The organism is Flavobacterium sp., assembly GCF_046073885.1.
Classification (GTDB): domain Bacteria; phylum Bacteroidota; class Bacteroidia; order Flavobacteriales; family Flavobacteriaceae; genus Flavobacterium.
The window spans coordinates 34,163-56,469 of record NZ_JBJTND010000011.1 but is presented as its reverse complement, the minus strand read 5'-3'; the positions used below and the strand labels follow the sequence as shown (position 1 = coordinate 56,469).

Genomic DNA, 22,307 nt, shown 5'->3' with positions numbered 1-22,307 from the left:
ATTTAGTTAAAAGTAAATTTGCTTATTTTGATTTTGTCTAAATAAAGGGCAAAGTTACTACAAATATCCTTTTTTTCCACAACCTATAACATTTTTATAACGTATAATTCGATAGAAAAAATTGATTATTGCATCGAATTAAACGAACTTATTTCTAAATTGCAGACTTTTAATAGCAGAAAAACATGAAACTTTACCCAATTGAAGCAGGAAATTTTAAGTTAGATGGCGGTGCAATGTTTGGTGTAGTTCCAAAAACCATTTGGAATAAAACCAACCCTGCAGACGAAAATAATCTAATTGATATTGCGGCTCGTTGTTTGCTTATTGAAGACGGTAAGCGTTTAATTCTTATTGATACCGGAATGGGAAACAAGCAATCGGAGAAATTTTTTGGTTATTATTCACTTTGGGGATCGCATTCGCTAGATAAATCTTTGGCAAAATATGGCTTTCACCGCGATGATATCACCGATGTTTTTATGACGCATTTGCATTTTGACCATTGTGGCGGAAGCGTCAATTGGAACAAAGATAAAACCGGCTATGAAGTTGCATTTAAAAATGCAAAATACTGGACCAACGAAAACCATTGGGAGTGGGCTACAAAACCAAATCCGAGAGAAAAAGCTTCTTTTTTACAAGAAAACATCATGCCAATGTATGAAAGCGGACATCTTAATTTCATTAAAAGAAATGAAGGTGATTTTATAGAAAAATCGGAGTTGGGATTCGGGGTTTATTTTGTAGATGGCCATACCGAAAAAATGATGGTGCCGTACATTCAATACCAAGATAAAACAATTTGTTTCCCTTCGGATTTGTTGCCAACAGCCGGTCACGTTCCAATTCCGTATGTGATGGGGTACGACACAAGGCCGTTATTAACCATGCCAGAGAAATCAAAATTTTTAATGGCTGCTGCCGAAAACAACCATTATCTTTTTCTAGAACACGATGCACATAACGAAATCATTACAGTTGAAAAAACCGAAAAAGGAGTACGAATTAAAGAACTGTTTACTTGTAATGACATCTTAATTTAGTGTTAATCCTTTCGGAAGTTCTATTTAAAGACAATATTTTTATACCAATTATCAAATTAATCAAATAAATATGAAACTATTTAATCCATTTTACATCTCTGCAGTAGCCATTGTTGCTAGCGCATCTGTCTCAGCACAAGAAAAAAATAGCGCTGTAGTTGCCAAAAAAACACCCTTAACCGAAATTCAAAAAAAGCGTTGGAGTCACCTTGATTTAAAAACAGACTCTATACCTGGAATGAGCGTTGATAAAGTGTATTCGGAATTATTAAAAAATAAGAAAGGAACAAAAATCATTGTGGGTGTAATCGATTCTGGATTGGATATTGATCACGAAGATTTAAAAGGTAAAATCTGGACAAACACTAAAGAAATTCCTGGAAATAACATTGATGATGACAAAAACGGATTTATTGATGACGTGCACGGTTGGAACTTTCTTGGGGAGGCTACAAATGAAAATTTGGAGTTAACTAGAATTGTAAAAAAGGGTGATGATGGATCAGAAATTTATAAAGCAGCCAAAGCAGAGTTAGACCAAAAATTAACTGAAATAAAAAGACAAAAACCTCAAGTAGACATGATTTCTAAGGCAAATAAAGAAATTCAAACTTACTTGAAAAAAGACAAATACACTGTTGAGGAACTTAAAAGTATTGTTACTACAGACGCTAGTTTATCAAGAAGCAAAATGATTATGTCAAGTATTGCAGCTCAAGCAGGTGAAGGTTTTCAAGATGAAATTAATTCGTATGTAGACTATGTTTATGACCAATTAAATTACAATTTAAATGTTGATTTTTCTGGTAGAAAAGTAGGTGATAATCCAGACGATATGAAAGAAACACACTACGGAAACGGAAATGTAAAAGGACCAGATGTAGAAGACGCTCTTCACGGAACGCATGTGGCAGGTATTATTGCTCAAACACGTGGAAACGGAATTGGAGGAGATGGTGTTGTTGCTAATAATGTTGAGATTATGGCGGTTAGAGCGGTTCCAAATGGAGATGAGTACGATAAAGATATTGCATTGGCAATTCGATACGCAGTAGATAATGGGGCTAAAGTAATCAACGGAAGCTTTGGTAAAGATTACTCTCCACACAAAGAATGGGTTTGGGAGGCAATTAAATATGCGGCTAGTAAAGACGTGTTAATTGTTCATGCTGCTGGTAACGATTCTAAAGACGTTGATACAGAGCCAAACTTTCCAACAGATGAAGTTAATGGGAAAGAAATTAGTGATAACTTAATCACCATTGGGGCTCTAAATAATAAATACGGGAAAGAAATTGTAGCTGATTTTTCTAATTATGGAGCAAAAAATGTAGATGTTTTCTCTCCTGGAGTAGAAATTTATGCAACCGTGCCAAATAATAAATACAAATACGAGCAAGGAACTTCTATGGCGTCTCCGAACGCGGCGGGTGTTGCAGCTTTAATTCGTTCTTATTACCCTCAATTAACTGCTGCTCAAGTTAAACACATCCTAATGGATTCTGGAACGCCAATTAATGAAACAGTTGTAGTTGATGAAACAAAAAAAGAAATTCCGTTTTCAAGCGCTTGTGTTTCGGGTAAAATTGTAAATGCATATAATGCTTTACAAATGGCCGAATTGCTTTCAAAAAAAATAAAGGTTAAGAAACTTAAAAACTAATATTTTAAAGGAAGGCTTGACCTTCCTTTTTTAATTTTATAGCATGAAAAAAATTATTTTATTTCTCCTTATCGGAATAACAACTTCTGGATTATTTGCACAAAGTAGTAGCTATTGGCAACAACATGTAGATTACAAAATGGACGTTTCCATGGATGTAAAAAGCTATCAATACAAAGGCAAACAAGAATTAATTTACACCAATAATTCGCCGGACACGTTGCGCCGTGTTTTTTATCATTTGTATAACAATGCGTTTCAGCCTGGAAGCGAAATGGATAAAAGACTTCAATCTATAAAAGACCCTGATGGTAGAATGGTTACTAAAACCAAAGTGGGTGATAAAGAAATAAAAGAAAGTCGAATTGCCAAATTACAGCCTAATGAAATGGGGTATTTACACATCTCAAATTTCAAGCAGGATGGGGTTACAGCCGTTGCAAAAGAGGTAGAAACCATTTTAGAAGTTTCGCTTGCCCAACCAATCCTTCCGGGGAAATCAGCTACTTTTACTTTAGATTTTGAAGGCCAAGTGCCAGTTCAAATTAGAAGATCGGGAAGAAATAACAAAGAAGGAGTTGAGCTTTCAATGGCACAATGGTATCCAAAAATGGCCGAATTTGACTTTGAAGGATGGCATGCCGATCCTTATATAGCTAGAGAATTTCATGGGGTTTGGGGAAATTTTGACGTGAAAATTACGATCGATAAAAATTACCTTTTAGGAGGTTCGGGTTACTTACAAAATGGCAACGAAGTTGGATTTAATTACCAAGACAAAGATGTGATAGTAGCCATTCCTAAAAAACAAAAAACTTTAACTTGGCATTTTATTGCGCCTAATGTGCATGATTTTACCTGGGCTGCTGATAAAAATTATGTTCACGATGTGGTGCAAACCAACTTTGGAACAACCTTACACTTCATCTATAAAAACAATCCTAAAATTATTGAAAACTGGAAACAGGCACAGCCTAAAACGGTTCAGTTAATGGAGTATTACAATGCTATTGTAGGTAAATATCCTTACAAACAATATTCTATAATTCAGGGTGGAGATGGCGGAATGGAATACGCCATGTGTACGTTGATTTTAGGCGAAGGAACCTTAGACGGATTGGTTGGGGTTATTGCCCACGAAATGGGACACTCTTGGTTCCAGCATATTTTGGCTTCCAATGAAAGTAAAAACCCTTGGATGGACGAAGGTTTTACCTCGTTTATTGAAGATTTAGGGTTGAATGAATTAGCAGCAACAAAGTCTGCTAATCCATTTGCGGGAGCCATAAAAAGTTATATCAATTTGGCTAATTCTGGAAAGGAGCATCCGCTTTCAACACATGGTGATCGCTATGATGAAAACCGAAGTTATAGCATTGCTTCTTATAGCAAAGGAGAAGTGTTTTTGGTGCAATTACAATACCTCATCGGAAAAGAAAATTTAATGAAAACCTTGAGAAGGTATTATGATGAATTTAAATTCAAACATCCAACTCCAAATGACATTAAGCGCACCGCAGAACGCGTTTCGGGAGCAAATCTCGATTGGTATTTAACCGATTGGACTAAAACCCTAAACACCATTGATTACGGAATAAAAGAAATAACGGAAAATGAAGGTTCAACTAAAATTTCGTTAGAACGAATTGGCAGAATGCCAATGCCAATTGATCTTTTAATTGAATATTCGGATGGAAGCAAAGAAAGTTTTTACATTCCGTTGCGCATGATGAGTTTTGAAAAAGCGAATCCAACACCAGAAATTTCAAGAACTGTTTTAAGAGATTGGACTTGGGGCGACCCAAATTATTCGTTTAACATCTCAAAAGCGAAAGATAAAATTAAAAAAATCACTATTGATCCTAGCGGACTTATGGCTGATGTAAAGCCAGACAATAATAGTTATGAAATAAAATAATTCAAAAAGCGTTCTTTAGGGGACGCTTTATTTTTAGAATAGAATTTGTAGTTTTACAGTCAATTTAATTTTCATCATGAAATCATTAAGATATATTTTACTTTTTGCTTTTCTGTGCCTGGGTTTTCAAAAAACTTCCGCACAAGTGTATCGCTTTAAAACCAGCAGCTTGAGCGTTATGGATAGAAATGAAAAAGGTGCTTGGAGCAAATGGTCCGACTTTGTTAAAGCAGAAATTGTAATTACTTTAGACGGAAAAAAAGATCGTTTTATTGTAAATTCTAAAGAATTACAGCTCTATAAAATTGATGCCTATTTAGAAAAGATTTCAAATGAAAATGATGATACGTTAGGTTTTAATTGCACCGATAATGAAGGTGAAAAATGTGTAATTCTTATCGTTACCCGAAAAAAAGAAGGCAATCGAATGCAGTTTTATATCAACTACAACGACTTGAAAATGGTTTACAACATTTACAACACAAATTAATTTTGATCGAAAATAAAGATTTTACATATTCTAAATCGGAGAAATTAAAGAGCAGAAAATTAATTGATTTGCTTTTTTCAAAAGGGAAGTCGGTTTCTAAATTTCCGCTGCGATTGGTTTATGTTCCAACGGAAGGAGTTGATGAAAAATTATTATTTGGCGTTTCCGTTTCAAAAAAATATTTTAAAAACGCCTCCGATAGAAATTATTTAAAACGTGTTTTAAGAGAGTGTTACCGATTAAATAAAAAGCTGTTGCACGAAAACTTAGATAAACCTTATGCGTTTATGTTTTTTTACCAATCAAATGAAGTTTTAAGCTATCAAGAAATTGAAGAAAAAACCATTCAGTTATTTGAAAAATGGGTAGTTGAAAAAAAATCATAACCGCGCTTTTACAGAATTAATAAAATAAAAAAAACCATGTTTACTTACTTTAAAAAAAGATATGTTCTGCCAGTAATTGCAACTGGATTTTTGTTTGTTGGAGTTAGTTTTAAAGATGATTTTTTTGAAATTGCAAAACAAATTGAAATCTTCACCACGCTATTTAAAACAGTAAATCAAAACTATGTAGATGAGGTAAACCCGGCCGAATTAATGGATAAAGCCATTAAAAGCATGCTTGCCGAATTAGATCCGTATACCAATTATTTTAACGAGCAAGATGTTGTAAAATTTAAAATAAATAATACTGGAGAATATACGGGAATTGGAGCTATGATTACTAGAAAAGAAGACAAGTTAATCATTAAAGAGCCTTACAAAGGTTTTCCGGCAGACAAAGCAGGCTTAAAAGCTGGAGATGCTATTTTTCAAATTGGAGATGTACTATTATCGGATTTTAAAGACGATGCTTCCCAATTACTAAAGGGTGCTAAAAACACTAAAGTTGAGGTTAAATACATCCGACAAGGAAAAACCTATTCGGCACAAATTGTATTAGATGAAGTAGAAATTAAAGCGGTTCCTTTCTATGCTAAAATTGATGAGAAAACAGGTTATATTGCGCTAACGGCTTTCAACAGAAAAACAACTCAAGAAACCAAAGAAGCATTAGAAAAACTAAAAGCTGATGGTGCCGAACGAATCGTTTTAGACTTAAGAGGAAATCCGGGAGGTTTATTGAATGAAGCTGTTAATGTGTGTAATTTATTTGTTCCAAAAGGAGAGGTTATTGTGACCACAAAATCTAAAAACCCTAAATACAACAACACGTACAAGACCACAAATGAACCTATTGATGTTTCAATTCCGTTGGTGGTCCTTGTAAATGGAAAAAGCGCTTCGGCTTCGGAGATTGTATCAGGAGCCTTACAAGATTTGGATAGAGCTGTTGTTTTGGGCAGCCGAAGTTTCGGAAAAGGATTGGTGCAACGACCAATTGATATGACCTACGGAACACAAGTTAAAGTAACCATCTCGCGCTATTACACGCCTTCGGGAAGATGCATACAAGCTTTGGATTATTGGCACAAAGACGCCGATGGAAAAGCAGTTCGAACGGATGCCTCTAAATACAATGCATTTAAAACCAAAAAAGGAAGAACTGTTTATGATGGCGGAGGTATTCAACCTGATATTGAACTTGCTGAAACCAAAACCAGTACCATTGCAGAAGTATTGCAAAAAAACGATGCCATTTTTAACTATGTCACACAATATTATTACAAAAACCCGAATCTTGGAACGGCAATTCCGAATTTCACAGATGCCGATTTTACTGAATTTAAAGCATTTCTGAAAAAAGAAAAAATAAGTTTTGATACTGAAACTGAATTGGCATTGAAAACCACTTTGGAAAAAGCTAAAAAAGAAAAAATTGATGAAACGATTCAATTGCAATACGATCAATTAATGGCCGCTTTACAAAAAAGTGAAGAAGCCTTAATTGATAAAAATCAGAAAGAAATAAAGAAACTAATTTTAGAAGAAATAATAAAACGATACCAATACAAAGAGGGACTATACCAATATTACTTGAAAAATAATATAGAAATTGCAAGAGCCACCTCGTTATTAGCTAACCCTGTTGAATATTCTAAAATATTGCAATGATGCTTAGGATATTAAAATATATCCCTTTAATATTCTTTGGCCTAGCCTTTGGCCAAGAGGAAGCGGTTAAGTCGGTATATTTTGAGTTTGACAAATATTCTTTAGACGAAAAACAAATCAAAGAAGTCGTTGATTTTGTAAAAACTACCGATTCAACCCGAATTGAATCTATCCAAATTTATGGATATACTGACGATATTGGCAAGGACGACTACAACTGTCGATTGTCTACCAATAGAGCGGCAACCATTGAAAATGCTCTGATTGAAAATGGAATTAAAAGCAAAATCATTGTTACCATAGAAGGCAAAGGAAAGATATTAATTGACGACGATGTGTTGGACAACCTTCCTGAAAAACGATCCAAAAACAGACGAGTAGATGTAGTCATCAATCTAAAAGAATTGCCCAAATTAGTTCTGCCTGGATTTTATAATATGCTAAAAAAAGACCATGTTGTTGGAGATCATATTTACTTAGAAAATATACTTTTTGAATCAGGGAGCAGCAAGTTGAAGGAAAAAGCAATTGCCGAATTGGATCGAGTGGCCCTCTTAACATTACGATATAAAAATATTGAATTTGAAATACAAGGGCATGTTTGCTGCACTCCAAAATATCAAAAGGAGGCTATAGATATAGATACTAAAAAAAGGGAATTGTCTGTAAATCGTGCTTTGGCCGTATATAAATATTTAGCTTTTAGAAGGGTTCCCAAAAACCGAATGACCTACAAGGGTTATGGAAACAAGATGCCGTTAGGAAAAGATCCCGAATACGACAGAAGAGTAGAGTTGGTAATTACTAAAATCTAACTATTCGCGTTTCATTTCAATGTGTGGAATATCGTCTTCCAAATACATCTCACTGGTTTGCACAAACCCGTGGCTCTCATAAAAATTTTTAAGATACAATTGCGCCGAAATGGTTATCTTTTTTTGGTTGTAGTAGGTTTCTATTCCTTCAATTGCGTGTTGCATTAAATCATGTCCCCATTTTTTGTTTCGGGCTTCTGGGTGAATTACAACTCGGCCAATAGAAGCATTTTCAAAATAATCTCCCGAATTAAATAAACGGGCATAAGCCACAATTTGGCTGTTTTTTTCTCCAAATAAGTGAATTGCTTTTTCATCTTTTCCGTCAACATCTTGATAAATGCAATTTTGCTCCACTACAAAGACGTGAGAGCGAAGTTTTAATATCGAATATAGTTCCTGTAGAGAAAGCTCGTTAAATCGCTTTATTTTCCATTTTAAAGAATCTTGTTTCATCGCTTATTTTATTTCTTTTTTAAAAACTGAACCGATTTAATAATTGATTCTAATTCGAACATTAAGTCTCTTTTTTGTTTTGAGGGTGCGTAACAAAATCCTTCAATGACTAAAATTCTATTGTTAGCCTCATCTAAAATGGCATAATTAACAAACGGTCCGTTCATAAAATCATTCAGCATTTCCCAATTTCCTTTAGTTTCAAAAGTAGGTTTGTTGAAAATTTTAGTTTTGGATAAATACGGTGCAAACGCCTTTTCGGTGGCCATTCTCGTTCTAGGAACCGCTCCGTGAATATACAATCTGCCAATGGAATCTCTAATGTACGTAATTCGTTTCACTGCAGCAGCATTGTCTTTAATACTACTGTAGGGAATTTGATAAAAAATTAAACTCAAATTGCCACTTGTGATTTCTTTCTTTAGCCAAATAAATTTTCGGCGGCGAAATACAAATTTGTACTTATTTGGAACATTCAACTGAATGTTAAATTTCTTTCTGATTTTAGAAATATCTAATAACGAGTCGTGTTTTATTTTTTCTTGAAATACCTTGATTTCCGAATCTTTAATTCGTTTAATAATCAAGGAATCGTTGCTTTGAATTGTGTCTAAAATTTGCAAGACAGAAGATCCCGAAATATGAACTACTACCTGCGGGTTGGTATATTCGTTGTTTTCAATTCGAAATTGACTTTTAGACTCTTTTTTGACCACAATAATATTTCTACTATTTGTCATAAATCCCTCTAATAACTTAACAGGATATTGCTTTAAGGTAAAAACTGGTTCTTCTTGAGGAAGTCCTAATACTGGCGCCGCAAATTTATTTCTGATGCTATCCCCCACCTCACCATTCCACAATTGGTCATCAATAATCACAGAAACTTCATTTGTGGGACTAGTTTGCGCATTGGCGGGTTGTATCTCTTTGTTTTTGCAAGAAATAAATAGCAATGAAAGAAATAACAAAAAAAAATGGGCTTTATTCATAGCATGAAATAAAGCCCAAATTTATATAAGATTTTTGTATTATCCGTTTATTTTTAATTTCATACCCGGTTTTAAACTTTCGCCTTTAATGTTGTTCCATTTTTTTAAATCGGAAACAGTAACACCTGGAAACTTTTGAGTAATTTTCAATAAGGTGTCGCCTTTTCTTACTTGGTATAGAATTTCACTTGACTTTTTATCTTTATTGTTTTGAACTAATGCCTCTTTTGAAGTAATTATTTCTTCTTTTCCAACAATTAATTTGTCCCCAAGTTTAATATTACTATCCGATAATGAATTCCATTCTAATAGGTCGTTGATTGTAGTGTTAAATTTTCTTGCAATAGTGCCCAAATATTCTCCTTTTTCTACAATGTGTTCAATGTTTTTATACTCTTTTTTTAAGACCAATGATTCAGTTTTTGCTTGTGTAACACTATCTTCAGAAATAATTAATTGCGTTCCAACTTTTACATTATTGTCAATAATGTTGTTCCATTCTTTTAATTGGGCTACACTAATATTGTGTTTTTTTGCAATAGAAAATAAATAGTCGCCTTTGGCTACCACATAATAATTTTCGGTAGTTTTGGGGGTTTCAGTATTGTTTGTTTTTGACTCTGTAGCAACAACCGATTCTTTGGTTTCAACAGTAGGTTGCTTGGTTTCTTTTTTTACCCAATTAGTAACCTTTTCAGTTTTGATAATTTTAATTGATTCTCCAAGCGCAATGTTGTTGTCTTTTAATTGATTCCACTTTTTGATTTCTGCCAGCGTAACTCCATATTTATTGGCGATTTCTGTTAAATTATCTCCCTTTTTAACTTTATGGATTTTAGTAACCTCTTTGGTGGTTACAACTTTTTCGGTTTTATATTCTTTTTCAGGTTTAGCGTCAGCAGAAGCAATTACACTGTTTTTAATTTTAGGGTCTTCCGTTTCATGAGTAACATTTTTAGCTACATCATCGGTGATTTTAATTTTTAATGTTCTTCGTTTTGGATTTTTATTTGATCTCAAATAATTCCACTTCATAATATCATCCACAGAAACATGGTATTGTTCGGCAATTTCGGCTAAGCTTTCCCCTCGATGTACTTTATGGTATTTTGTTTTATAGGCCATGCCGTTTTGAGGATCTGCAGTTCCTTTAAGAGAATCTTTAGGCTTAGAAATCGCTATGCTCTCATGTGGCCGCTCTCTCTTGCTTTGTTCGTGGTTTATGTAAGCATAAATTTTATCTTCATTTGATGTGAAAATTGCTATCTTATCTTTTGGAAGTCTAAGAAAATTGGTTTGTCCGGTAATATGTGGGATTTCGTTTCTTTTGAAAGAAGGATTAAAAAATTGAATAGCCGCAACCGGAACGTCTAATAAATCTGAAACTTGCTTAAAAGTCATGTGGTTTTTTATTGCAACAGTATCTGTGGCAAATAAATTGGCCACCGCTTTATTGGGGACAATTCCGTGTTCTTTGTGGTATTCAAAAATATACATCGTTGCCAAAAAAGCAGGTAAATATCCTTGGGTTTCCTTTGGAAGATTTTTTCTAATATTCCAATAGTTTTGATGCCCTCCTGATCTTCGAATTGCTTTGGCCACATTCCCTGGACCCGAATTGTAAGCTGCAAGAACCAAATCCCAATCACCAAAAATTTTATACATGTTATTCATGTAAACCGATGCCGCTTGGCTAGCTTTTAGCGGTTCGCTTCTTTCGTCTAAATAAGAATCAATATTTAAACCGTATTGCTTTCCCGTTTGATACATAAACTGCCACAAGCCTGTTGCGCCAACTCGTGAAACAGCTCTAGGATTTAATGCAGACTCAACAACGGCCAAATATTTTATTTCTAATGGTATATTGTTTTTAGCTAATTCTTCTTCAAAAAGTGGAAAATAATATTGGGACAAGCCTAATAATCTTTCAAAAGATTTTCTTCGGTTCTTTAAAAATGATTTGATTACATTTTCTAAACCAATATTGTATTCAATATTAAATGGCGATTTTTCATCTAATTTTTTTAATCTTTCTTTTAGTAATTCGGTTGGAAGTTCAAAGTCAACTTTCTGATCAACATTTACATTTTTAATATCGGCAATCATATCGTCGTAAAGATCCAACGAAGTGAGTTCCTGCATCCAGAGACTATCGATACAAGTTGCAATATTATCTGAAACAAAAGTGGATTTAATGGAGTCTAAATAGGAAACTTTAATTTCTTTTTTAAGAATAGAGTCTTTGGCTTTTATTAAATCTTGACTGTAAAAAGTAGCTGAAACAAGTAATAATAGAACGGTAATGTGGTGTTTTATATTCATAGTGTTTTTTTTCAATATTACTTTGGGATAAATATTGATTAATACAAACTTATTGATATCTAACGAATTAAAGTGTTTAATTATTGTTAAAGTAATTACTTTAGTCTAAAATTGCTTGGATTCCAGGTAATATTCTACCTTCTAACATTTCAAGCATAGCACCGCCTCCAGTAGAAACGTAACTCATTTTTTCTTCTAAATTAAATTGTTTTACTGCCGCTACAGAGTCTCCTCCTCCAACTAATGAAAAAGCGCCGTTAGCAGTAGAATCTGCAATAAAATTTCCAAGAGTTATGGTTCCTTTTGCGAAATTTTCCATTTCAAAAACCCCTAATGGACCATTCCAAAGAATCGTTTTTGATTCCATAATCACTTTTCTAAAATTTTCTAATGACTTTGGTCCTGCGTCCAATCCTTGCCATCCGTCTGGAATTTCTCTTACATCCACAATTTGGGTTTGTGCATCATTAGAAAAGGCATTTGCAGCAACCACGTCAACCGGAATGTGAATGTGTACATTTTTCTCTTTTGCTTTTTGCAAAATATCTAAAGCTAAATCCAATTTGTCGTCTTCACAAATAGAATCCCCAATTTTTCCGCCCAAGGCTTTTATGAACGTGAAAGTCATTCCTCCACCAATTATCATGTGATCAACTTTGTCTAAAATGTTTTCAATTACGGTAATTTTAGAAGAAACTTTAGATCCTCCCAAAACAGCGGTTACCGGTTTAACCGAGTTGTTTAATACACGATTTAAGCTGTCTATTTCTTTTGCCAATAACATCCCGAAACATTTGCTATTTGGGAAAAACTGAGCAATAATTGTAGTAGATGCATGGGCTCTATGTGCTGTTCCAAATGCGTCGTTTACATAGATGTCACCCAAAGAGGCTAATTCTTTTGCAAAGGCAACGTCGCCCGCTTCTTCTTCAGCATAAAAACGAAGATTCTCTAAAAGTAATACTTGTCCAGGTTGAAGATTTGCAGCAGCCGTTTGAGCCACTTCGCCCCTGCAATCAGAAGCAAAAATTACGGCAACATTTAAAACTTCCGATACTTTTGAAACGATATGTTTTAAAGAATATTTTTCTTCTTTCCCTTTTGGTCTTCCAAGGTGAGACATTAAAATTACGCTTCCACCATCAGCGATAATTTTATCTATGGTTGGCTTTGCTGCTTCAATTCGATTTGCATCCGTAACTTTAAAATTTTCATCTAAAGGAACGTTGAAATCTACTCGAATTATTGCTTTTTTGGAATTAAAATTAAAGTCTAGAAGCGTTTTCATAAGGAAGTATTTGTTTAATATTTAAGTTTTGCAAATATAGGCAATTTGTTTTTTTGGGAAAATCAACTAGACCATTAATTGAATTGGACTCAAAAGGGTTTTTATTTATTGCTTTTTAAGTATCTTTGCTTATGTTATTTTCTGAAATTTTAGGTCACGAACATATAAAAAACCACTTAATTCGCAGCGCGAGTCAAGGGAGAATTCCACATGCACAACTTTTCATTGGGCCGGAAGGTACTGGGACTTTAGCAATGGCAATTGCCTATGCGCAATATATTGTTTGTCAAAATTCGGGATCCGATAACACTGGAGAAAACGAAGCCTGTAATCTAAAATTTAATCACCTTGGGCATCCCGATTTACATTTTATTTATCCTACCGTTTCTACCGAAGACGTAAAATCAAAGCCAAAAAGCATTGATTTTATTCAAGATTGGAGGCAATTTGTGTCTGAAAATCCATACGGAGGTTTATTTGATTGGTATAAAATGCTGGGCGTTCAAAATAAACAAGGCGAAATTCGTGTAGACGATGCGGCAGAAATATTAAAGTTGTTGGCGCTAAAATCTCTCGAAGGAAGTTATAAAATTATGATCATTTGGATGGCCGATAAAATGAATATTGCGGCATCGAATAAGCTTTTAAAACTTCTAGAAGAACCAACTGATAAAACAGTTTTTATTTTGATTTCGGAAAACGAAGAAGATATTATTCAAACCATTCGATCGCGTTGCCAAGTGTTACATTTTAATGGATTGCCAGAAAATGTGATCACCCAGGCCCTAGTATCAAGAGAAAATATTGATGAAAAAGAGGCCTATAAAATAGCCCGTCAAGCTCAAGGAAATTACAATAAAGCCTTACATATTTTAAAAGAAGATAATGAAGAATTACCTTTCGAAAAATGGTTTGTAGACTGGGTTCGGGCAGCATTTAAAGCCAAAGGGAATGCAGCGGCAATTCAAGAATTAATTGCGTGGAGTGAAGAAATTGCTGGTTTAGGAAGAGAAGCGCAAAAGAAATTTTTAAATTATTGCATTGATATGTTTCGCCAAGCTTTGATGTTAAATTATCAAGCAGAAACTTTAGTGTATATGGAGCCTACAGTAGAGAAATTTAAATTAGAAAATTTTGCTCCTTTTGTTAATGGAAATAATATTTCGGAAATATTTAAAGAACTTTCTGATGCGTCTTACCATATTGAGCGTAACGGAAATGCTAAATTAATTTTGACCGATTTATCAATTAAACTTACTCGACTAATTCATAAAAAATAATTCTATGAACAACACCGCTTCCATTTTGATATTACTTTTTTTAGCAATTACTTTTATTATATCCTGTCACGAAAAAATCTTTCACTGGAAAGAAGCGATGTCTTGGATGATTCCTCATTTTGAAAAAACAATATTGAAAAATTTAGTGCCTTATGCAACAGGTATATTACTTGTCGTGGAGCTAATTGCAGCTATCTTTTCGGTAATTGGTTGTATTCAGCTTTATATTAATGGTGGTAGAGAATTTGGATTTTATGGCGCGGTTTTTTCCTGTATAAGCTTATTAATGATGCTTGTTGGACAACGTTTAGCGAAAGATTATGAAGGTGCAAAAACGATTGCCATCTATTTTGTTCCCGCTGTATTGGGTGTGTTTTTATTAAGCTAAACTCTTTTATAAATTATATAAATAAAAAATCCAAGCCGATATAGCTTGGATTTTTTTTATTAATAAGGGTTTGATTATTTTTTGGCAGCAGGCTTATCTTCTTTCTTAGCTTCTGATGTGTATTTATCATTAACCAATTTGATCATTTCTTTGGTGATGTCGTATTGGTCTTTTGCATATAAAACGGTAGCAGCCTCACCAGTTCCAAAAACGTAATCGTATCCTTTTTCTTTTCCGTAATCTTTGAAGATCTTTTTATACTTCACTACAACCGAATCCATTTCAACACTATGTTGCCCTTGAATTTGTTGTGCTAATGCTTGTTGGGTATATTGAAGCTGTTGCTCTCTTTGTTGTAACTCAGCGTATTTTTGTTGTGCCCAAGCTTGACCATTTTTTTGAGCATTACCTTGAAATGCATTTTTTTCTGCTTCCAATTTATCAACTTCAACTTTTAATCTAGATCCTTTCTCGTCAGCAATTGCTTCGTATTTAGCTTTTATGTCTTTTGCTTCTGTAGATTCTTCTAATAATTTATTAGTGTCTATGTAAGCTGTTTTAAAATCTTTTGCTTCAACTGATTTTTCACATGAAACAATTGCAAATACAATTGCAATCCCTACTAATACTTTTTTCATTCTAATGGTGTTTATTTTTTTCTATTTGTCAAAAGTATAAAATTTAAACAGTAAAAGCTTAAAAGTTTAAAAATGACTTTTATTTTGTGTTATAAGATTTTATTATTATTGATTTTAATTAAATAAAAATTCTCTATCAAAATCAGCTTTAAATAAAGCGTTTTTAGCGTAAATTATTTTTTTGACGTCAAAACTTATGTTTGGAGTTGTTTTGTTTGAAATTTGATTCTTATTTTAGTTTTTAGTGTTTTTTAGGACATAAATATGGGACGAATATTCCATATTTTGTCTTGCAGCCCAATTTGATCGTAAACCAATAAAAAAAGCTTTAATAAAATTCATTTTACCTGTTTTATATTTTTCAGATAATAAACTAACATAAAAACTATCAAATTTCATTGGAAGTACTTTTTGCAATTCTAAGTTTTCTTTAGCAAATAATTTTTTTATTGCAGTTTTAGAAAAATGCCATAAATGAATTGGCACATCATAAGCCGCCCAAAATGAACCATAATATTTTGCGTCAAAGGAATTAAAATTAGGTACGGCAATAATTATAGTTCCGGACGGTTTAATTAATCGCTTTAATTCTTTTATTTGATTTTTCAAATCGGGTACATGCTCTAATACATGCCACATCGTAATTACATCAAAAGAATTATTTTCTAAATCGTTTAAACTTTCAACAAATGTAACTCCTTTGTTCTTGGCAATTGCCTTAGCTTTTTCGCTTGGCTCAACACCAATAATTTCCCATCCGTCTTTTTTTGCAACCGATAAAAAATCACCAACTCCAGCTCCAATGTCTAAAATTTTGCCTCGCTGTGATTCAGAATTTATAAGATTTAATTTGTTTTTTAAAGCAATTGATTTAACAAACTGATACATTTTTTCAAACAACGATTTATTTCCATCGGTGTGCGAAATATAGTCTACGCTTTCATAATAACTTGGAAGTTTATCAAGAGATGGTTGCGGATGCGTAATCAACATATCTAAATCTTTGTCGTGCACGAGTTCAAATGTTTCTTGGGAAACAGAATGATCTTTAACGTTTAAAAAATGAATTGTGTTTTGAATATTCATTAAATTGTCTTTATTAATAAGGGTTTACAAAGTAGTTTCACGTGGAACATCTTATCTTCCCATATGAATTAACAGCACCGAAATATCGCTTGGTGAAACACCACTTATTCTTGATGCTTGAGATATTGTGATAGGTCTGATCTTAGTTAGTTTTTGTTTTGCTTCAATCGACATCGATTTTATTTTGTTATAATCAAAGTCGACCGGAATTTTCATGTCCTCAAGACGAGTTAATTTATCTGCGTTATTTCTTTCTTTTTCAATATAACCAGAATATTTAACTTGAATTTCAGCTTGCTCTAATACCTCTTTGTCCAAATTATTATCGGCAACATATTGGGCAACTTTTTCAAATTTTAAGAAATCTTCTAAATCAATTTGGGGTCTTGAAAATACTTTAAACATCTTATCTGATTGTACAATTGGAGCACTTCCTTTTTGCTCTAAAATTGGATTTGTTTCGCCTACTGTAACGCTTGTTTCTTTAAAAAAATTCACCATTGCGTCACTTGCGGCAAATTTTTGTTCCATTCGGCGCATTCTTTTCTCCGATGCCAAGCCAATTTCATAGCTCTTTGGCGTTAATCGAGCATCAGCATTATCTTGTCTTAAAAGCGTTCTGTATTCAGCACGAGAGGTAAACATTCGGTAGGGCTCTTCCGTTCCTTTCGTGATTAAATCGTCGATTAAAACGCCTATATAAGCCTCGTCGCGTTTTAATATCATTGGGGCTTTTTCCTGAACCTTTAATGCGGCATTGATTCCGGCCATTAATCCTTGTGAAGCGGCTTCTTCATATCCGGTGGTTCCATTAATTTGACCTGCAAAATACAATCCTTCAACTAATTTAGTTTCAAGAGTATGTTTTAATTGTGTAGGCGGAAAATAATCATATTCTATGGCATATCCAGGACGGAAAAACTTCACATTTTCAAACCCCGCAACAGAGCGCAATGCTTTAAACTGAATGTCTTCGGGTAACGAAGTAGAAAATCCATTTACATAAACTTCACAGGTATTCCACCCTTCTGGTTCAATAAATAATTGATGTCTTTCTTTATCTGCAAAACGATTGATTTTATCTTCAATAGATGGGCAATAACGAGGTCCAAGTGATTTAATTCTTCCATTAAACATGGGTGATCTGTCAAATCCTTCACGTAAAATATCATGAACTTGCAACGAAGTATAAGTCATGTGACATAATCTTTGATGCACCAATGGTTTGGTTTCATCCGAATAAGAAAATTTATCAGGACGTTCGTCTCCAGGTTCTTCGTTCATTTTTGAATAATCTAAAGAACGGCCATCAACTCGAGGCGGCGTACCTGTTTTCATTCTTCCTGCTTCAAAACCTACTTTAACCAAATCTTCGGTTATTCCATAGGCAGCGCTTTCGCCAGCTCTACCTCCTCCAAATTGTTTATCGCCAATATGAATTAAACCATTTAAAAAGGTTCCGTTAGTAAGAACAACTGTTTTAGCTTTAATTGATATACCAAGAGATGTTTTAATCCCTTCAATTTTTCCATTATTGATTATTAATCCGGACACCATTTCTTGATAGAAATCTAAATTTGGTGTATTTTCCAACATCATACGCCATTCCTCAGAAAAACGCATTCTATCCGACTGAACTCTAGGAGACCACATAGCCGGCCCCTTGGATTTATTCAACATTTTAAATTGAATAGCGGTTTTATCAGAGACTATCCCTGAGTAACCTCCAAGCGCATCAATTTCTCTTACGATTTGACCTTTTGCAATACCTCCCATAGCAGGGTTACAAGACATTTGAGCAATGTTTTGCAAACTCATTGTCACTAATAAGGTTTTCGAGCCCAAATTGGCTGCCGCTGCCGCTGCCTCACACCCTGCGTGACCCGCTCCTACAACAATAACATCGTATGTGTTAAACATAAATTTTGATTTAGAACTGTTATTACTAAATAGCCCTTTTTTTATTTAAATGTTCCACGTGAAACATTTTGATTTTCTCGTCTTCTTTACTTCGCATCAAAGCCTCGTCCTCTTCTGTTTTGTCTTTGTATCCACAATAATGTAAAACACCATGAACCATAACACGCTTTAATTCTTCTTCGAAAAACACTTTAAAATCATTGGCGTTATCTTTGACGCGTTCGGTTGAAATAAAAATATCCCCGTGTATTTCATCCCCCATAGAATAATCAAATGAAATAATATCGGTTAACGTATCGTGATTTAAATATTGCTCATTCAAGTTCAATAAATAATCGTCATCACAAAAAATATAACTTATTTCTCCTTCTCTCTTTTCCTCTGAAGCAATAACTCTAGAAATCCAATTCGAAAATTGTTCTTCGTTACTTAATTCAAAATCGTTTTCGTAATTAAAACTTATCATTTGTTAAAATATTCTTGAACCTTCTTGTTAAAATTGGAACGCAAAGGTAAGGTTTGTCTATTTAAAATTTCTACACTATTTATATATTCTTGTAAGCGCAACGGCAAGGCGGTAGCGGTATTGCTAAACTCTTTTTTGGACGTTTCCGATTGGCGTTTCTTTTCTTCACCTTGTTGCTGTACCGCCTTTTCAAGTTTTAACAACTCATATTTAACATTTAATATTTTTTGGAGCACTTCATTGTTAAAACCTTTGTTAAGTAACTGTTTTTCAATTTGTTTCATTTGTTCAAGCGCACTTTTTCCTTGATTTCCAACGCCTTGTTTGTCTAATTCTTTTTGAAGCGCCTCTCTTAATTGCTGTTGCTCTTTGTAAATTTCCATAATCGCTTTAGCATCTCCTTCTCCATCTTGACCATTTTCGCCTTCAGAATCCCCTTGTTGAGATCCTCCCGATTGCGATTTTCCGTCTTTTCCTTGTTTGCCTTTACCTTCCTTGCCACCTTCTTTACCATCGCCTGGTTTGTCACCTGGTTTTTCTCCGGGCTTATCGCCAGACTTTTGCCCTGGTTTGTCGCCCGGCTTGTTTCCTGGCTTCATGCCGTCTTTCATTTTCTTTTCTAAATCACCTTGCTTTTTGATTATATCAGGCAATTGAGAATCGCCTCCAGATCCTTTTCCAGGCGAAGGCATTCCTTTGCCTTTTCCTGAACCCGACATTTGCATTGACATTTGCATATTAAACAATATAGAAGCCAACATATCGGCCAACTTATTTGCTGCACTAATGGCAAATTGCTGGTAGGAAACTCCTTTAAAAACATCAGCTTCCGCCAATGTTTCTAACGATTTGTCTATATTGTATTGTACGTTTCCAATTTCTGCAGTTACTCCTTCGGATAGTTTCGGGTTTCTTAGAGATAGTGCAAATAAACTATCGTCTACGTGTTTAAATTCTTGTTTTAAATCCTGCTGAATCTTAAGGTTTTTGTTAAACGAAGGCGAGCCTCTTTTAAGTCCTTTAAACTGACCCATGACCGATTCTTGTGAAAAAGAATAAGCCAATAAATTGTCTAATATTTGTCTCAACATAGCAACATCTTCTTCCATTTGTTCCTGCTCGCCCATTTCCATGCTTGATTGCATGTCTTGGCTCATTTGTTTCATTTTCTTAGAGGCGCTTTTTTGCTTAGGCTTGGCTCCTTCTTTTGATTTTTTTTGCAATTGATCTGAAGCGTTTTTCAAATCTTCATCAATACTTTTTTCTTTAGCATCAGTATCAGGGAGATCAACCGGGGCTTTTAACTCTTTGTTGTCTTTTTCTAATTCTTTTAATTCTTCCTGAATTTTATCAAATTCTTTGTTGATCTCATTTTGTTTTTCAGTGCTGTTTTCTTTCTCATCAGCAGCCAATTTATCTTGCTTTTCGGATAATTTATCTAATTTATCAGCGATTTGCTCTGCCTTCTTTTCTACATAATATTTTTTGGTAAGCTCAACTAATTGTTGCAAACTTTTGGTTTGGTTTTTACTTTGCTGTTTTAATTTGTCCATTTTATCGAACAATTCTTCTTTTTGAAGTTTTTCGTTCAATTTTTGAAGTTCGTCCAGGAGCTTATTGTTCTTTTCTAGGTCTTTTTCTACTTTTTCTAAACGATCTTTCAAAAGTTCTTTAACCTCATCTTTCTTTTCGGTTTTAACTTTTTCTAAATTCTCTTTCATCTTTTCAGCAAAATTCTTCATCAACTCATCTTGCTGCTTTTGTTTGTTTAGAAAATCTTCAACCTTTTGCTGTTCTTTAAATTCTAAATTGTCTTTTTCTTTACCCATTTTTTGCAACTTATCCATTTCATTAAGCTGCTTATCTTGAGCTTTCAAAGACTTCTGCATCGCATTGATATTGTCATTTTGTTGTTGCAATAATTGATCTTCTTTCTCGGTTTGTGTTGCTATTCGATTTGAAAAAACAGAGGACTTAGTGCTTTTGTAATTATGAAACGCATCATTATCAAACACTTCGAAATAATACTCATAGGAAACACCTTCTTCAACAGGAAGATTACTTGGGAAAGCAAACACAAACTGGTCATAAACATCTTTTTTAACGGCTATGGTTGCTCTTTTTGCGTTAATAGGCTTGTCTTTTGGGTAATAAATTACTTGAAGCTTAGAAAGTCCGTAATCATCCGAAACCTGACCTAAAAGAAAGTTTTTATCGATCTTTAGACTATCTGGAGCGTTGCCAACAGAAATTGCTGGAAACTGATCTTTAACAATTGTGATTTGATAGTTTAACTTTTCGTAATTCTGGATTTTATTATTGGAAGTTACAATTTGATAGTTGGTATTCTGTATAATGTTTTTTGAAAGTAAAAACTGGTTATCGCTTTTTGTGAAACGATATTTAGCAGCTTCGTTTTGCCATTCCACTTTTTGGGTGGCAACCGTATTCATTTTCCAGGTAACTCTTGTGCCTTCTGGAACAACAGCGTTTCCGGTTCCTTTAATTACTTCTGATTTTTTATTTAAATAATTCGGAAAATTCAAAACCATTTCGAAGTTAGCAATAGTTGGAACAGTAACTACATTCAACTCATAATCTTTTGAAACAACGGCATTGGCCTCGAGGTGGAATTCTAAATTTTCCTTTGGTTTGGAAATCACAAATTGAAATTCACCTGGCTTGGAGGTCTCCATAAAATAACTCTCTTCGCCAATAAAAATCATAGTGTTTTCGGGAACTACCTTTCCAACCGTTTTAACTTTTAATATAAAATCCTGGTTTTGTTCTGTTTGTAAATCCGAATTCAAAATCTGAAATTCAAATGGTGCTGGGGGTAAAAATTGTTCCTTATAATTTACCACACGATGCAAACTTTGGGTAATAAAATTTCCGTTTCCTGAAATGTAGAAAAAAGCAAAAAACAACACAGGAATTAATGCCAATGGAATATATTTTTTATTCTTTCCGAAATTAATCGCTTTTACAAAAGGAATAGGCTGTAGCGTTTTGGCTTTTTGATCTATCGAGGCAAGTAACAATTCTGAAGTATTCGAATCTTGAGAAAGTTGCAAGAAATTAGTCAGTTTATCCCCTACTTCACTGAAATGGTTTCCAATAATTTTTGAAGCATCATCATAATTAATTCCGTTTTGAAGCTTAAATAATTTTGAAATTGGAAAAAGAATAAATCGAAGTAATAAAAACAGTTCTACTGCTACAAATGTCCAAAACAAAAGCGTTCTAGAATTTGGCTTCAGCCAAAAAAAGTACTCAATACTAAGGGTAAAAAGAAAATAAAGCAGGCCAATTCCAATAAAGAAAATTCCACCACGCAACAATTCGTTGGTGTAATATTTCTTTATAAACTGCTCCAGTTTATGATAAATTATGCTGCTATTTTCCAATTTAATTTCTGCCTTATTTATAACCGATAAAAGTAGTAATTTCTATTTAGAATAAAAGTTAATTCTTTCTAAAAC

At 33.8% G+C, this 22,307-nt stretch carries 18 protein-coding genes; 9 read left to right on the top strand and 9 right to left on the bottom strand.

Going from position 1 to position 22,307, the window contains the following annotated elements; all coding sequences use genetic code 11:
• The first annotated feature begins 185 nt into the window (after positions 1-185).
• The 7 genes from ACKOWY_RS01485 (at position 186) to ACKOWY_RS01455 (ending at position 7,989) form a co-directional block, all read left to right on the top strand.
• Positions 186-1,046: an MBL fold metallo-hydrolase gene (locus ACKOWY_RS01485; protein WP_408939668.1), complete on the top strand. Its 861-nt coding sequence runs from the start codon at positions 186-188 to the stop codon at positions 1,044-1,046.
• A gap of 70 nt (positions 1,047-1,116) precedes the next feature.
• Positions 1,117-2,709, top strand: a complete 1,593-nt coding sequence (locus tag ACKOWY_RS01480) for a S8 family peptidase (RefSeq protein WP_408939667.1) — start codon at positions 1,117-1,119, stop codon at positions 2,707-2,709.
• 43 nt (positions 2,710-2,752) lie between these two features.
• Positions 2,753-4,627, top strand: a complete 1,875-nt coding sequence (locus tag ACKOWY_RS01475; protein WP_408939666.1) for a M1 family metallopeptidase — start codon at positions 2,753-2,755, stop codon at positions 4,625-4,627.
• A 76-nt stretch (positions 4,628-4,703) separates the two neighbouring features.
• A complete protein-coding gene (locus ACKOWY_RS01470; protein ID WP_408939665.1) occupies positions 4,704-5,117 on the top strand; it encodes a hypothetical protein in 414 nt (137 codons plus the stop codon).
• Between the two features lie 5 nt (positions 5,118-5,122).
• Positions 5,123-5,503, top strand: a complete 381-nt coding sequence (gene rnpA, locus ACKOWY_RS01465) for a ribonuclease P protein component (protein WP_408939733.1) — start codon at positions 5,123-5,125, stop codon at positions 5,501-5,503.
• Positions 5,504-5,539: 36 nt separating this feature from the next.
• Positions 5,540-7,174: a S41 family peptidase gene (locus tag ACKOWY_RS01460; RefSeq protein ID WP_408939664.1), complete on the top strand. Its 1,635-nt coding sequence runs from the start codon at positions 5,540-5,542 to the stop codon at positions 7,172-7,174.
• Entirely contained in the window at positions 7,171-7,989 is an 819-nt protein-coding gene (locus ACKOWY_RS01455) for an OmpA family protein (RefSeq protein ID WP_408939663.1), read from the top strand. Before ACKOWY_RS01460 ends, ACKOWY_RS01455 begins: the two co-directional genes overlap by 4 nt.
• Here the strand turns inward: ACKOWY_RS01455 and ACKOWY_RS01450 are convergent, their stop codons facing one another.
• The 4 genes from ACKOWY_RS01450 to ACKOWY_RS01435 all read right to left on the bottom strand — a co-directional run bounded on the left by ACKOWY_RS01450 (position 7,990) and on the right by ACKOWY_RS01435 (position 13,047).
• Positions 7,990-8,445 (bottom strand): GNAT family N-acetyltransferase, encoded by a 456-nt coding sequence (locus tag ACKOWY_RS01450; protein WP_408939662.1) that lies wholly within the window; start codon positions 8,443-8,445, stop codon positions 7,990-7,992.
• A gap of 8 nt (positions 8,446-8,453) precedes the next feature.
• Positions 8,454-9,437, bottom strand: a complete 984-nt coding sequence (locus ACKOWY_RS01445; protein WP_408939661.1) for a DUF4837 family protein — start codon at positions 9,435-9,437, stop codon at positions 8,454-8,456.
• Between the two features lie 39 nt (positions 9,438-9,476).
• Positions 9,477-11,759: a LysM peptidoglycan-binding domain-containing protein gene (locus ACKOWY_RS01440; RefSeq protein ID WP_408939660.1), complete on the bottom strand. Its 2,283-nt coding sequence runs from the start codon at positions 11,757-11,759 to the stop codon at positions 9,477-9,479.
• 100 nt (positions 11,760-11,859) lie between these two features.
• Entirely contained in the window at positions 11,860-13,047 is a 1,188-nt protein-coding gene (locus ACKOWY_RS01435) for a phosphoglycerate kinase (protein WP_408939659.1), read from the bottom strand.
• A 131-nt stretch (positions 13,048-13,178) separates the two neighbouring features.
• Here ACKOWY_RS01435 and ACKOWY_RS01430 point away from each other — a divergent pair, with 131 nt between their 5' ends.
• Positions 13,179-14,327, top strand: coding sequence for an ATP-binding protein (locus ACKOWY_RS01430; protein WP_408939658.1), 1,149 nt, complete (start codon positions 13,179-13,181; stop codon positions 14,325-14,327).
• A gap of 4 nt (positions 14,328-14,331) precedes the next feature.
• Complete coding sequence (locus ACKOWY_RS01425; RefSeq protein WP_408939657.1) at positions 14,332-14,715, top strand: DoxX family protein; 384 nt, start codon at positions 14,332-14,334, stop codon at positions 14,713-14,715.
• Between the two features lie 74 nt (positions 14,716-14,789).
• Here ACKOWY_RS01425 and ACKOWY_RS01420 read toward each other — a convergent pair whose 3' ends face one another.
• The 5 genes from ACKOWY_RS01420 to ACKOWY_RS01400 all read right to left on the bottom strand — a co-directional run bounded on the left by ACKOWY_RS01420 (position 14,790) and on the right by ACKOWY_RS01400 (position 22,232).
• Positions 14,790-15,353, bottom strand: a complete 564-nt coding sequence (locus ACKOWY_RS01420; RefSeq protein WP_408939656.1) for an OmpH family outer membrane protein — start codon at positions 15,351-15,353, stop codon at positions 14,790-14,792.
• Between the two features lie 234 nt (positions 15,354-15,587).
• Complete coding sequence (locus ACKOWY_RS01415) at positions 15,588-16,439, bottom strand: class I SAM-dependent methyltransferase (protein WP_408939655.1); 852 nt, start codon at positions 16,437-16,439, stop codon at positions 15,588-15,590.
• 51 nt (positions 16,440-16,490) lie between these two features.
• Positions 16,491-18,359, bottom strand: coding sequence for a tRNA uridine-5-carboxymethylaminomethyl(34) synthesis enzyme MnmG (gene mnmG, locus ACKOWY_RS01410; protein ID WP_408939654.1), 1,869 nt, complete (start codon positions 18,357-18,359; stop codon positions 16,491-16,493).
• Positions 18,360-18,384: 25 nt separating this feature from the next.
• Positions 18,385-18,825 carry an rRNA maturation RNase YbeY gene (gene ybeY, locus ACKOWY_RS01405; RefSeq protein ID WP_408939653.1) on the bottom strand — a complete coding sequence of 147 codons (441 nt, stop codon included), beginning with the start codon at positions 18,823-18,825 and terminating at the stop codon, positions 18,385-18,387.
• A complete protein-coding gene (locus ACKOWY_RS01400; protein ID WP_408939652.1) occupies positions 18,822-22,232 on the bottom strand; it encodes a hypothetical protein in 3,411 nt (1,136 codons plus the stop codon). Before ACKOWY_RS01400 ends, ybeY begins: the two co-directional genes overlap by 4 nt.
• Positions 22,233-22,307 lie beyond the last annotated feature (75 nt).

Excerpts from the sequence above, each read along its gene's own strand:
- ACKOWY_RS01445 (WP_408939661.1), bottom strand. The coding sequence starts at position 9,437 with ATGAATAAAGCCCATTTTTTTTTGTTATTTCTTTCATTGCTATTTATT.
- ACKOWY_RS01420 (WP_408939656.1), bottom strand. The coding sequence starts at position 15,353 with ATGAAAAAAGTATTAGTAGGGATTGCAATTGTATTTGCAATTGTTTCA.
- ACKOWY_RS01480 (WP_408939667.1), top strand. The coding sequence starts at position 1,117 with ATGAAACTATTTAATCCATTTTACATCTCTGCAGTAGCCATTGTTGCT.
- ACKOWY_RS01425 (WP_408939657.1), top strand. The coding sequence starts at position 14,332 with ATGAACAACACCGCTTCCATTTTGATATTACTTTTTTTAGCAATTACT.
- ACKOWY_RS01455 (WP_408939663.1), top strand. The coding sequence starts at position 7,171 with ATGATGCTTAGGATATTAAAATATATCCCTTTAATATTCTTTGGCCTA.
- ACKOWY_RS01430 (WP_408939658.1), top strand. The coding sequence starts at position 13,179 with ATGTTATTTTCTGAAATTTTAGGTCACGAACATATAAAAAACCACTTA.
- ACKOWY_RS01485 (WP_408939668.1), top strand. The coding sequence starts at position 186 with ATGAAACTTTACCCAATTGAAGCAGGAAATTTTAAGTTAGATGGCGGT.
- ACKOWY_RS01440 (WP_408939660.1), bottom strand. The coding sequence starts at position 11,759 with ATGAATATAAAACACCACATTACCGTTCTATTATTACTTGTTTCAGCT.
- ACKOWY_RS01450 (WP_408939662.1), bottom strand. The coding sequence starts at position 8,445 with ATGAAACAAGATTCTTTAAAATGGAAAATAAAGCGATTTAACGAGCTT.
- ACKOWY_RS01435 (WP_408939659.1), bottom strand. The coding sequence starts at position 13,047 with ATGAAAACGCTTCTAGACTTTAATTTTAATTCCAAAAAAGCAATAATT.
- ACKOWY_RS01470 (WP_408939665.1), top strand. The coding sequence starts at position 4,704 with ATGAAATCATTAAGATATATTTTACTTTTTGCTTTTCTGTGCCTGGGT.
- ACKOWY_RS01460 (WP_408939664.1), top strand. The coding sequence starts at position 5,540 with ATGTTTACTTACTTTAAAAAAAGATATGTTCTGCCAGTAATTGCAACT.
- ACKOWY_RS01415 (WP_408939655.1), bottom strand. The coding sequence starts at position 16,439 with ATGAATATTCAAAACACAATTCATTTTTTAAACGTTAAAGATCATTCT.
- mnmG (WP_408939654.1), bottom strand. The coding sequence starts at position 18,359 with ATGTTTAACACATACGATGTTATTGTTGTAGGAGCGGGTCACGCAGGG.
- ACKOWY_RS01475 (WP_408939666.1), top strand. The coding sequence starts at position 2,753 with ATGAAAAAAATTATTTTATTTCTCCTTATCGGAATAACAACTTCTGGA.
- ybeY (WP_408939653.1), bottom strand. The coding sequence starts at position 18,825 with ATGATAAGTTTTAATTACGAAAACGATTTTGAATTAAGTAACGAAGAA.